This window comes from Pseudomonas edaphica, from assembly GCF_965277385.1.
GTDB lineage: Bacteria > Pseudomonadota > Gammaproteobacteria > Pseudomonadales > Pseudomonadaceae > Aquipseudomonas > Aquipseudomonas edaphica.
Genome location: NZ_OZ255725.1, coordinates 5,291,295 through 5,304,460, shown reverse-complemented (window position 1 = coordinate 5,304,460; position 13,166 = coordinate 5,291,295). Strand labels below are relative to the sequence as shown.

The 13,166-nt window shown below is 60.8% G+C and carries 5 protein-coding genes; 3 read left to right on the top strand and 2 right to left on the bottom strand.

What is annotated here, in order from left to right; translation table 11 throughout:
- Nucleotides 1-666: 666 nt before the first annotated feature.
- Together pap and ACQY47_RS24175 are read right to left on the bottom strand one after the other, a co-directional pair.
- A complete protein-coding gene (gene pap / locus ACQY47_RS24180) occupies nucleotides 667-2,181 on the bottom strand; it encodes a polyphosphate:AMP phosphotransferase (RefSeq protein ID WP_099548929.1) in 1,515 nt (504 codons plus the stop codon).
- Nucleotides 2,182-2,283: 102 nt separating this feature from the next.
- A complete protein-coding gene (locus ACQY47_RS24175; RefSeq protein WP_428552524.1) occupies nucleotides 2,284-7,128 on the bottom strand; it encodes an NEL-type E3 ubiquitin ligase domain-containing protein in 4,845 nt (1,614 codons plus the stop codon).
- 209 nt (nucleotides 7,129-7,337) lie between these two features.
- On the opposite strand from ACQY47_RS24175, the gene mnmC reads away from it, so the two are divergent.
- The 3 genes from mnmC (at nucleotide 7,338) to ngg (ending at nucleotide 13,012) form a co-directional block, all read left to right on the top strand.
- Complete coding sequence (mnmC, locus tag ACQY47_RS24170; protein WP_428552521.1) at nucleotides 7,338-9,326, top strand: bifunctional tRNA (5-methylaminomethyl-2-thiouridine)(34)-methyltransferase MnmD/FAD-dependent 5-carboxymethylaminomethyl-2-thiouridine(34) oxidoreductase MnmC; 1,989 nt, start codon at nucleotides 7,338-7,340, stop codon at nucleotides 9,324-9,326.
- 164 nt (nucleotides 9,327-9,490) lie between these two features.
- Entirely contained in the window at nucleotides 9,491-11,263 is a 1,773-nt protein-coding gene (locus tag ACQY47_RS24165; protein ID WP_428552518.1) for an N-acetylglutaminylglutamine amidotransferase, read from the top strand.
- A gap of 3 nt (nucleotides 11,264-11,266) precedes the next feature.
- Nucleotides 11,267-13,012, top strand: coding sequence for an N-acetylglutaminylglutamine synthetase (gene ngg / locus ACQY47_RS24160; protein ID WP_176992025.1), 1,746 nt, complete (start codon nucleotides 11,267-11,269; stop codon nucleotides 13,010-13,012).
- The last annotated feature ends 154 nt before the right edge of the window (nucleotides 13,013-13,166 follow it).

The following is a 13,166-nucleotide window of genomic DNA, read 5'->3' as shown; positions in this document are numbered from 1 at the left end:
GGGCTACCTCGATCTTGTGGTTGGGAGATGGACCGAGCATAGAGGCCGGCCTGCCCAACCGCGACGATCATTCACCTGGCATATACAAAAGCATGACCGCCTGAACGAGGCTTCTGTGGCGAGCAGGCTTGCCCTGCGCTGGGCTGCGCAGCGGCCCCAAAACCTGCCAATGAGGTCTACCAGAAAGAATGCGCTGCCTGGGTAGGGGCTGCTGCGCAGCCCAACGCAGGGCAAGCCTGCTCGCCACAGGACTTGAAGGCGACGCAAACTGTGTGCTCGCGCTGGGCTGCGCAGCGGCCCCAAAACCTGTCAATGAGGTCTACCAGAAAGAACGCGCTGCCTGGGTCGGGGGCTGCGCAGCGGCCCCAAAACCTGCCAATGAGGTCTGCCTGAGAAAACGCGCTGCCTGGGTAGGGGGCTGCTGCGCAGCCCAACGCAGGGCAAGCCTGCTCGCCACAGAAGCCTCTGTTCACCACAGGATTTGAAGGCGACGCAAACTGTGGCGAGCGAGCTTGCTCGCGCTGGGCTGCGAAGCGGCCCCAAAACCTGCCAATGAGGTCTGCCTGAGAGAACGCGCTGCCTGGGTCGGGGGCTGCTGCGCAGCCCAACGCAGGGCAAGCCTGCTCGCCACAGAAGCCTCGCTCACCACAGGAGGTGCCGCCAGCTTTATTTCTTTTTCTTCTTATCGTGCTTGTCGGTCTTGTCGAACGCTTCTTCCAGCGCGCGGTTGATGGTGCGCAGCACCTTGACCCGCGCCCAGCGTTTGTCGTTGGCTTCCACCAGGGTCCAGGGCGACACTTCGGTGCTGGTGCGATCGACCATGTCACCCACCGCCGCCCGGTAGTCATCCCACTTGTCGCGGTTGCGCCAGTCGTCTTCGGTGATTTTGAAGCGTTTGAAGGGAATTTCCTCACGGGCCTGGAAGCGCTCCAACTGCGTATCTTTGTCGATCGCCAACCAGAACTTGACCACGATCACGCCCGCATCGCGCAGTTGCTCCTCGAAGTCATTGATCTCGCCATAGGCACGCATCCAGTCCGTCGGGGTGCAGAAGCCCTCGATGCGTTCCACCAATACGCGGCCGTACCACGAGCGGTCGAACACGGTGAACATGCCGCGAGCCGGAATCTTCTGCCAAAAGCGCCATAGATACGGCTGGGCGCGCTCGTCTTCACTCGGCGCGGCAATCGGCACGATATGGTACTGGCGCGGGTCCAGCGCTGCCGCCACGCGGCGGATCGCGCCGCCCTTGCCCGCCGCATCGTTGCCTTCAAACACGGTGATCAATGCGTGCTTGCGCATGCGCTTGTCGCGCATCAAGCCAGAGAAGCGCGCCTGCTCGGTAATCAGTTGCTCTTCGTAATCATCTTTTTCCAGGCGCTGGGTCAAATCGAGGCTGTCGAGCAGGCCCTTCTTGTCCACGGAGGCAATCAAAGGCGCCGGGTTCATGCCGCTGGCCTTGCCCTTGGGCAGCTTCAAGGCGTTTTGCAGGCTTTCGAGCAGGATCTTGCCCACCGTGAGGCTGCGGTAATTCGCATCCACGCCTTCGATCACATGCCACGGCGCGTAGTCACGGCTGGTACGGCGCAGGATGCGCTCGCCGAAATGCACAAACTTGTCGTAGGTTTTGGACTGCTGCCAGTCCAGCGGGCTGATGCGCCAGCTGTGCAGCGGGTCGTCGGCCAGCGCCTTGAGGCGTGCCTTCATCTGTTTCTTGGACAGGTGGAACCAGAACTTGAAGATCAGCGCGCCTTCATCACAGAGCATCTTTTCCAGGCGCTCGGCACCGGCGATGGCCTGGTCCAGGCGCGCGTCCTTGATCTGGCCATGCACGCGGCTTTGCAGCATCTGGCTGTACCAGTTGCCGAAAAAGATACCCATGCGCCCCTTGGCCGGCAGCTGACGCCAATAGCGCCACGCCGGTGGGCGCGCCAGTTCTTCGTCAGTCTGCTGGTCAAAGGTGCGCACTTCGATCAGCCGTGGGTCCATCCATTCATTGAGCAGCTTGACGGTTTCGCCCTTCCCCGCGCCCTCGATGCCATTGATCAGGATGATCACCGGGAAGCGCTTCTGCTGTTGCAGTTCGTACTGTACTTCCAGCAAGGCTTCACGCAGGGCCGGCACTTCGGCGTCGTACGTGTCTTTATCGATGGCGTGACCGATTTCGGCGGATTCGAACATGGGCAGCTCCATTTCAAGATGGCTCAAGACTAGCGGATTGGGCACCACGCCACTCAAAGAATTCCAAAACAGTTGCCATGGATCAATCGCCATCCCCTATGGCTAGTTCCCTGGCAGATGGCAAATGCCAAGGTCATGCTGCCTCAACATCTGCTGTGTGAGCCGCTCTACCACTTCGGTAATAGCCTGCCGGCGAGGCGAACGCAGGGCCTCCATCTGCTCAAGGTACTGCGCGTCGGTGAGATTCTGGCTGTTCTCAAAAAGTGCTTGCTGCTGCTTATCAAAGGGCTCTGTCGCCGACTCGAACGCACCGGAAAACTGCTGCTTGAGGTGAGTTTTCCAGAACGCCAGCTGTGAAATAAAACGCAAGAACGTGGGGGACAGCTCTGCCGTGCGCACTTGGGAGTGCGCCACCTCCAGACTGTCGCTGGTCACATTGGCAAATTCTCCATATTGAATGTGCTTGGGCTGCCCCGGTAGCTGCAGGGTTTTGGCCAACCCTACCCGGAATGCCAGGCTGACTTCCAGCGGGTCCACGGACGCGTTTTCGACAGCGTAGGTGGCCGCAATTTTCTCCAGCTCGCTGAGGCGAAACAACCCTCGGCCCAAGTTCAACAGCGCCCCGGAATTGCCTTTTACACGACCGGCCTGCTGCGTTGCCTTCTCGACCTCCTTGAGCACCTCCATCTGACTGAAAATCTGCGCGGCGTCGTCTGCGCAGTTCGCCGGATGAGCCGCCAGTTGAAAGACCTGCTCGCGCAGATCGGTACTGTCGTGGGTCGACTGCAACACGTCCCAGACCCGCCGGGTCAAGTCCTCGTGCACATGACGATTGTCGGCAGTACCGGACAGCTCAGCCAGCAAGTGGAACAACGGCGTCGAGTCCGGGTCATCCCGCAGGTTGGCCCACACGGTAGATTTGTGGGCCTCTCGGGCGGCCACCTCGTCCGGCAACCACAATGCCCTGGCCTTCAGTTCGGTCATACGTGGCTGATCGTCCTCTACAAACCCCATGCCAATTCCCACTTCGTCACGGTAACGCGTAAGCGCGGTTATCGTGGTACTGGAGAGCGGGTTGCCGCCCAGGTCAATCGACTGGCTGAAACTGCGTGACACCGTAAACAACCACTCAGGCAACACGGTGATCACGTTATCGCGCAGGTCCACTTGCTCCAGGTGAGCCAGGCGCCCAAGCCCTACGGGTAAGTCGACGATTTTGGTGTCCTGCAACAACAGGGTGTGCAGGTCACGCATCCGGCTGACATCCACCAACTTGTCCAGCGGGTTGTGGCTCAGATCCAGCAGGCGCAACGTATTCAGGTCTGCCAGTTTCAGTCGGGTGTATTCGGTGAGCACAAGACGATTGCGGGGCATCGACAAACTTTCCAGGTCGAGCATTCGCGAGAATACCTCCGGCAAGCGGGTCAGGCGGTTACGCCCCAATTTCAAATGCTGCACGCCTTTAAAGCACTTCAGGAAATAGGCGACGTCATCGCCCAGTCGCATGTTCCTGAGTGACAACTGCCGAACATGGTCGAAACGTATGTCGGCTGGCAGCGTCGGCAGTGAGCCAACACGCATCCCATCCAGGTTCAAACTGGCAACGGACGTCTGATGCTCATCCAGAGCAAAGCTTTGACGCCGCCAACACGCTTCAATGCGCTCAGCCACCTGCTGGCGGCTAGTACGAACGTCACTCAGGCCCGGCTGTGTCTCCATGCCCTGGATATCGGTTTTCCAATGCTTGAGCAGCGCGCGCAAATGGCCGAGTTCTGCCTTCAAACGTTTGACCGCCTTGGCCCGGGCCAGATGGTCAGCGCCCAACGTCATCAATAGCGAAGACACTTGAGCCTCACTGAACAATGGGTACAAACGCTTTACCTTACGCACCAGTGCGGCTGGATGAACCAACGGCCCCGTCGGCAAATCGGCCATTTCACAGCTCCCCCCCTGCGACGCCGGTTCGCTGACCTGGCTGGAAAAAGCCTCGGCAGCCAGTTCCCGATCGCCTTTCGCTTGCGAGGCACTCATGTATCGCAAACGCCAAATGTTACTGGCGTCCTTCAGCGGCAATCCCAATGCCACTCGCTGGCCATCCATCAGCGTTGCATCGATCGCCTCGAACAGGCCCTCCGGCCCGGCATAAGGTCCACCGAGACTGCGGCCGTTGTCGTTGAACGCTTCAAACCCTGAGTTCGACCTGACTACTACTCGCCGCACACCAGCGTCTTTGAACGCGCCCAAGGCCAACAAGTCGCCTTGAGGCGAGTCCTGGCGCAACTCAAGCCGCAGCTCTGCACCCCACCCCGCCACGCGCGGCATTGTCCGAACGGCGATGAGCGCAGTATCCAGGCTGGCCAACTCTGGCTGCTCAAACCCCATCAAGGCGCGGTCCAGGCGTTGTGCCTCAAGAGCACGTTGCACTGACTCGGCCAACGCCATGGGAACCCGTTGATTATCGCGCAGGGACTCACGCTGCACGGTGGTCGTTTCGGCCATCAATTCGCGCATCAGCGTGCAGGGCAATTGCGGGTAGGTGCGCCTGAGCAACGCCCATTCCGGCGGTACGGGCCCATCATAGGTCTGATACAACTGCTCAAACAGCGGCTTGCGATCAGCCTTCAGATGCGCGAGCAACTGACGCGCCAACACGGTGTGCGCCTGATCGGCGTCTACGCCCTCTCCCAACAAGCCGGTCTTTTGTGCGTCATCCAGCCCGGACAACAGCACTTCAAACACTTTTCCCTCACTGAGCATCGGCTCGGTGATCGTCAAACGCAGGCCTGCATCGTAAGGTTCGCTGGCAGGGTAACGCGCCTTGACACTGCGCTTTGCATCCAGCACCTCAAAATAGCGCCCCGCGGGCCACCCCGGTAACAGGGGCAAGGCATGCATCTGCAAGGTCGAGTTTTCAATGTTGGGGGAAGTACCGCTTTCCAGCTGCCAGTTCAAATCGCGAATGGACTGATCGAGCCTGAAACGTTCGTACAGATCGCTAAACCGTGCGGGAAACGGCAGACACTCCTGGGCCTGATAGACGCCCCAATCATCGGGCAAATCCATAATGGCCTTGATCTGTAGAAGTTTGCGAGGAGGGAGCGAAGAGCCGGGACCTGTCGGTTTCAACCGCGAAAAGAGATACTCCGGGTTCTCCCACTCGTCGGGCTTCTCGAACGCAAAACGCCAGCTACCTTCACCGTTATGCAGCAATTTCGGGCGATAAGCCGTCTGCCGCACCGGGTGGCTGGCCCGCCATTGATCCAGTTTCGCGTCGAACGCGATCCGGTGGATACAGTCATTGACCTTGACGTACGAATGCCCCTCCACCTTGTAGATTCCCGACGCGTCGGCAACCTGCTCGTCGCCAAGGCGCTGATCATGGACGTATTGCGTGGTATCCGGACGCCACAGCCGCTGGTTGCCCACAGCGGGATTTATCACCTCGAATTTACGGAAAAAACCATTCAGATTAAGGCCGGTACGCTGCATGGCCGAACCGACAACCTTGCTCCCTGCCGCGAACAACACCATCGATGTGATGTTTTGCGCGATCACTGCCAACTGCTGGAACGCCTCATTCTTATCACCACGGCGCCAGTCTTCAATGCCCTCATAGAGTTCGCCGAGCATCTGGCCTACCGCCACGGCTGTCATCAATAACCCCAGCTCCGGGACGACAAACCCTGCGAGGTTGAGCACCGTCAAACCGGCGTCCAGATACGTCTGCAAGCGCTGCTCACGGACGTCCTCATCGACCTCGGCCACCGGTACCGCCAGGGCCCGTGCATCGGCTTGCAGCTTTGCGGCGTAAGTGTCGAAAAAGTGCCGCGCCAGGCTGACCGTAATGGGGTTGGCGTCCAGCGCCCCCAGGCTCTGGGCTTGATCGAAACGGGTGAAGAACCCAACCCGGTCCCCCTGGCTCAGGTAACGCGTAAAGAAGGCACGGTACGCGGCCAGTGCAAGCTTGCGCTTGAGGTAGACCTGAAAGTCGTCAAGCGAGGCATACTCAAAGAATGGCCGTTCCGGTTCATTGGGCATGTACACCACACAAGGCGCTTGCGGGTATTGCGCGATCGAGCGAGCGGAAAACACCAGAATGCTCCACAGGCATCCGCCCTGGGTATTGAGCCCTTGCCAAATGACCGGGCGCCCGTCGTACAGCACCCCTTCGGCCTGGGCCTGGGACGGCGTCAATTGGCGGTCCAGCAATGTGCACAACATCGCGTAGGTGCCTTGGGTAATGTCCCCTCGCATCAAGGCAATATGGGCGTCGACTTTTACGTCCAGGATTTTCATCCGGCCGATATCGGTCGCTACATTATTGAGGTAAGGCTTATCACCTGCCGGGTCGCTATCAAGTTCAAGCACGTCACTGATGTGCTGCTGATACAAGCGGCCAAGATCCAGGGCGCGACACCCCTGCGCAAACTCGAGGGGTGTAATGCCAATGACTTCACGATCAGCAGACCCCGACTGCAACAGCGACCCGACGGGAAAGTGCTGCGCCCGGGCTTCATCCTCTGAGAAATTCTGCATCGCCACATGCAGCAGGCTGTCCTGCACCAACCTCACCGTCTTCACATACTTCAATGGCAAGACCTCTTTCTCGTATTCGTTTACCGCACGAATAAAAAGATCTTTTTTGGGGTCCACAACCCGTTGCCATCGCGTAGAGCAGTACTGCTTGAGCCGCTCACTGCAAAACTCATCCAGCGCCTGCAATGGCTTCAATCGCTCGGCGACGGCTGCCTGGGCATCTGCAACCTGCAGGGCATCTTTAGTCAATGCATCCAGCACGCCGGGCGGCGCGTTGACCATCCAGCCAGGCAGTTGCTTTTGCAGCACCTGAGCTTTGTCCAGATCGCCCGTCATTTCCAGCAAGGCCGCTTGCAGCTGGCTCTGGGTCAATTGGCTCAGTTTATTGTTCAAATCATCCTGGGTGCGCATCAGCAATATCCTTTATTGCCTATCAATCAAGGAATGACGATACCGCAGCAATCTGCCCAGGATTAGCGCTGATTGTTGATGGCTTGGAGGCTGCGCACAGCAGTTTTTTCCATGCAAAATCTATTGGGTTACCACCCGCAATCAGCCCTCTGCCCCGTGATCGGCTAGAATGGCCGCCTTGCCTTTGTCTGCTTTTTTATGAGTCGCCCATGAACCCCATCACCCACGCCCAGCTCGATTGGGATGACCAAGGTCGACCGCACTCGCGGGTCTTCGATGATGTGTACTTCTCCGACAAGTCGGGCCTTGAAGAAACCCGCTATGTGTTCCTTGAGCAGAACCGCTTGCAGGCGCGCTTTGCGGCCCTGCCGGTGGGTGGGCGACTGGTCATTGGCGAGACCGGCTTCGGCACGGGTTTGAATTTTCTCTGCGCCTGGCAACTGTTTGAACTGCACGCCGTGGCCGGTGCGCGACTGCACTTCGTCAGTGTGGAAAAATACCCTCTGAGCCACACCGACCTGCAACGCGCCCTGGCCCTCTGGCCGGAACTCAGTGCCTTCGCCGAGCAACTGTTGGCTCAGTACATTGCGATCCATCAAGGCTTCCAGCGCCTGGTGCTGGATAATGGCCGGGTAACCCTGACGCTGTTGATCGGCGACGCCCTGGAGCAATTGCCGCAACTGGACGCGCAAATCGACGCATGGTTTCTCGACGGTTTTGCCCCGGCCAAGAACCCCGACATGTGGACCGCTGAGTTGTTCGCCGAACTGGCGCGCCTGGCGGCACCGGGTTCGACCATCAGCACCTTCACCAGCACCGGCTGGGTACGCCGGCTGATCAATGCCGCCGGGTTCAAGATGAAACGCACACCGGGCATCGGCCATAAATGGGAAATACTGCGCGGTGAGTTCCTCGGCTGGCCCGAAGATACGCCACCGCCGGCCACACCCAAACCCTGGTTTGCGCGCCCGGCAGGCATCGCAGGCGAACGCCACGCCATGGTCATCGGCGGCGGCCTGGCCGGTTGCGCCACCGCCGCCAGCCTGGCCGCTCGCGGTTGGCGCGTGAGCTTGCTGGAACGTCACGCCGCCCTGGCCCAGGAAGCATCGGGCAACCCGCAGGGCGTGCTGTACCTCAAGCTGTCGGCCCATGGCACAGCATTGTCGCAGCTGATACTCAGCGGTTTCGGCCACACCCGGCGCCTGCTGGAGCACTTGCAGCGCGGCGTTGACTGGGACGGCTGCGGTGTCCTGCAACTGGCGTTTGACGCCAAGGAAGCCCAACGCCAGGCGCAACTGGCCGAGGCCTTTGCACCGGATCTGTTGCACCTGCTGGGCCGCGAGCAGGCTCAACAACAGGCCGGCATACAATTGGCCCAGGGCGGGCTGTTTTTCCCCGAAGGTGGCTGGGTACATCCACCGGCGCTGTGCCAATGGCAAGCCACGCATCCGCTTATCAAGGTGCTTACCCATCACGAGGCGCTGGAGCTGCACCGCGTCGACGAGCAGTGGCAAGCCCGTGACGGCGATGACGTACTGGCAAGCGCCAACGTGGTAGTGCTGGCCGGTGCAGCCGAAATCAAGCGATTCCCGCATAGTGCGGGCTTGCCGCTCAAGCGCATTCGCGGGCAGATCACATGTTTGGCGCAAACTCCGGCGAGTGCGGCATTGGCCACCGTGGTGTGCGCCGAAGGTTATGTGGCACCGGCGCACCTTGGCGAACACACCTTGGGCGCCAGTTTTGATTTCAACAATGAAGACCTCACCCCCACCCTCGCCGAGCACACGGGCAACCTTGCGATGCTGCGGGAGATTTCCGAAGACCTGCTGCTGCGTCTTGGCGCTGACTCACTAAACGCCGAACACTTGCAAGGCCGCGCCGCCTTTCGTTGCACCAGCCCTGACTACCTGCCAATCGTCGGCCCCTTGGCCGAAAGCGCTGCGTTCCAACAGGCTTATGCCGTACTGGGCAAAGACGCCCGACAAGTCCCGGATACGCCCTGCCCGTGGTTGCCGGGCCTGTATATCAACAGCGGCCACGGCTCACGCGGGCTGATCACCGCGCCCCTGTGCGGCGAACTGCTGGCCGCCTGGTTGAGCGACGAACCGCTGCCGGTGCCGGCCAGCGTGGCCGAAGCCTGCCACCCGAACCGGTTTGCCTTGCGCGCGCTGGTTCGAGGAAAACCGGCGACACGCTGATCGCCGTGAGGGAGGAAACGACGCCGTCGCGAGCATCGCGGCTATTTGCCTTATAACTTATCGGTCTAAAACTCCACGCATAGCACTGGGTCAGTTTCTGGGTACGCGCCCTGTCGGGCGTATCGAGTATTGCCCTCCCCAACGGAAAAACCGGTAAGGAATTTATGTGTGGACTAGCTGGCGAGTTACGCTTTGATCATCAACCTGCCGACCTGGCAGCCGTAGAGAGAATCACCCATCACCTTGCCCCGCGAGGCCCGGACGCCTGGGGCTTCCATGCCCAAGGGCCGATTGCCCTGGGCCACCGCCGCCTGAAGATCATGGACCTGTCGGACGGCTCCGCCCAACCGATGGTCGACGCCCAGCTGGGGCTGTCCCTGGCGTTCAATGGTGCAATCTATAATTTCCCGGAATTGCGTGAAGAGCTGGAAGCCCTGGGCTACGCCTTCTATTCCGGCGGTGACACCGAAGTGCTGCTCAAGGGCTATCACGCCTGGGGCGAAGCCTTGCTGCCCAAGCTCAATGGCATGTTTGCCTTTGCCATCTGGGAGCGTGACGCGCAGCGTCTGTTTATCGCCCGTGACCGTCTGGGTGTGAAGCCGTTGTACCTGTCGCGCACCGGCCAGCGCCTGCGTTTTGCCTCAGCGCTGCCGGCCCTGCTCAAGGGCGGCGATATCAACCCGATCCTGGATCCGGTCGCACTCAACCACTACCTCAATTTCCACGCCGTGGTGCCTGCACCGCGCACCTTGCTGGCAGGCATCGAAAAGCTGCCGCCGGCAAGCTGGATGCGCATCGATGCCAACGGCACCACCGAACAGAAAACCTGGTGGACCCTGCCTTACGGCCCGCACGAGGATGAAAAAAACCTCAGCCTCGAAGACTGGACCGACCGCGTGCTCGACAGCACCCGCGAAGCCGTGGCGATCCGCCAACGTGCGGCCGTGGATGTCGGCGTGCTGCTCTCGGGCGGTGTCGATTCGAGCATGCTGGTGGGCCTGCTGCGGGAAGTCGGCGTGCAGGATTTGTCGACCTTCTCCATCGGTTTTGAAGACGCCGGTGGCGAACGTGGCGACGAGTTCCAGTATTCGGATTTGATCGCTAAACACTACGGCACCCGTCACCACCAGCTGCGCATCGCCGAAAGCGAAATCATCGAGCAACTGCCGGCAGCGTTCCGCGCCATGAGCGAGCCGATGGTCAGCCATGACTGCATCGCCTTCTACCTGTTGTCGCGGGAAGTGGCCAAACATTGCAAAGTGGTGCAAAGCGGCCAGGGCGCGGATGAACTGTTCGCCGGTTACCACTGGTACCCGCAGGTGGACGGCGCCAACGACCCGTATGCCGCCTACCGAGACGCATTTTTCGACCGCAGCTACGACGACTATGCCGCCACCGTCGCGCCAAAATGGCTGACCGCCAATGACGCCGCCGGTGACTTTGTGCGCGAGCATTTTGCCATGCCCGGCGCCGAGGCTGCCGTGGACAAGGCCTTGCGCCTGGACAGCACGGTGATGCTGGTGGACGACCCGGTCAAACGCGTCGACAACATGACCATGGCCTGGGGCCTGGAGGCGCGCACGCCGTTCCTGGACTACCGCCTGGTAGAACTGTCAGCCCGCGTGCCGGGCAAATTCAAATTGCCCGATGGCGGCAAGCAGGTGCTCAAAGAAGCCGCGCGCCGAGTCATCCCCAGCGAAGTCATCGACCGCAAGAAAGGTTACTTTCCGGTGCCGGGCCTCAAGCATTTGCAAGGCGACACCTTGAACTGGGTGCGCGATTTGCTGATGGACCCAAGCCAGGATCGCGGCCTGTTCAACCCGGCGATGCTCGACCGCCTGCTGACCGACCCGCAAGGCCAACTGACGCCGCTGCGCGGCTCCAAACTATGGCAGCTGGCGGCGCTGAACCTGTGGCTCAGCGAACAAGGAATCTGATCGATGAAACCTCTTGCAGCGGCTTACAGCCAACGCTTGCTCAAGGGCCAGGCGCCGACCTACGAGCGCCTGCAGGCGCGCCTGGCTGAAGACGGCAGCCCACTGGGCGCCGAGCCGATTGCCGTGCATTGCGGCTGGGGCCGGTTATTGATCGGGCATACCTTTCCGGACCCGGCCAGCCTGGCCCAGGAACTGCTCAATGAGCAGGCGGGCGAGCGCGACATCGCGCTGTACGTGGCAGCGCCTCAGCAAATCCTCGGGATTGACCCGCAGCAGTTGTTCCTCGACCCCTCCGACACCTTGCGCCTGTGGTTCAGCGATTACCGCCCCGCTACGCGGGTATTTCGCGGCTTTCGCATTCGCCGCGTGCAAACCGATGCCGATTGGCAGGCGGTCAACCAGCTGTATCAAGGCCGCGGCATGCTGCCCGTCGATGCCGAGCGCCTGACACCACGCCATCAAGGCGGCCCGGTGTATTGGCTGGCCGAGGATGAAGACAGCGGCGCGGTGATCGGCAGCGTGATGGGCCTGAACCATCAAAAAGCCTTCCACGACCCGGAAAACGGTTGCAGCCTGTGGTGCCTGGCGGTCGACCCGCAGTGCACGCGCCCCGGTGTGGGCGAGGTGCTGGTGCGCCACCTGGTGGAGCACTTTATGAGCCGTGGCCTGAGCTATCTCGACCTGTCGGTGCTGCACGATAACCGTCAGGCCAAAAGCCTCTACGCCAAGCTCGGTTTTCGCGCGCTGACCACCTTTGCGATCAAGCGCAAGAACGGCATCAACCAGCCGCTGTTTCTCGGCCCCGGCCCGCAGGCAGGCTTTAACCCGTATGCGCGCATCATTGTCGAAGAAGCCCATCGACGTGGCATTGATGTGCAAGTGGATGACGCCGACGCCGGCCTGTTCACCCTCAGCCACGGCGGGCGCCGTGTGCGTTGCCGCGAGTCGTTGAGCGACCTGACCAGCGCCATCAGCATGACCCTGTGCCAGGACAAGAGCCTGACCCACAAGACGCTCAGCGCAGCGGGGTTGAAACTGCCGTCGCAACAATTGGCCGGCAGTGCCGACGACAACCTGGAGTTTCTCGACGAGCATCAGCGCATCGTGGTCAAGCCGCTCGATGGCGAACAAGGCCAAGGCGTGGCAGTGGATCTGCAGACCATCGAGGAGGTGCAAAAAGCCATCGAGACGGCGCGTCAATTCGACAGCCGTGTGCTGCTCGAAAGCTTCCACGAAGGCCTCGACCTGCGCATCCTGGTGATCGGCTTTGAGGTAGTTGCCGCTGCAATTCGGCGCCCGGCCGAGGTTACCGGTGATGGTCAGCACTCTATCGGTGCTTTGATCGAAGCCCAGAGCCGTCGCCGCCAGGCGGCCACCGATGGTGAAAGCAAAATCCCGCTGGACGCCGAAACCCAACGCACGTTGCACGCCGCCGGTTACGACTACAGCAGCATCTTGCCCCGTGGCCAAACCCTGGCGGTGCGCCGTACCGCCAACCTGCATACCGGCGGTTGCCTGGAAGACGTCACCGCGATCCTGCACCCGACATTGGTAGACGCCGCCGTGCGCGCCGCCCGTGCATTGGACATTCCCATGGTCGGCCTGGACCTGATGGTGCCCGCCGCCGACCAGCCCGAGTATGTGTTTATCGAAGCCAACGAACGCGCCGGGCTGGCTAATCACGAACCGCAACCGACAGCGGAGAAGTTTGTGGATTTGTTGTTTCCGCACAGTCAGCCGACGGCTTGAGTGATGTGTTGCCTGGACTGGCGCCATCGCGGGCAAGCCCGCTCCCACAGTTTGATCGCGTTCCAATGTGGGAGCCGGGCTTGCCCGCGATGAGGCCGGCACAGCCTATGAACCTCTCAGCACCTCATCGAAACCATCGATGCCCTCAACTCAT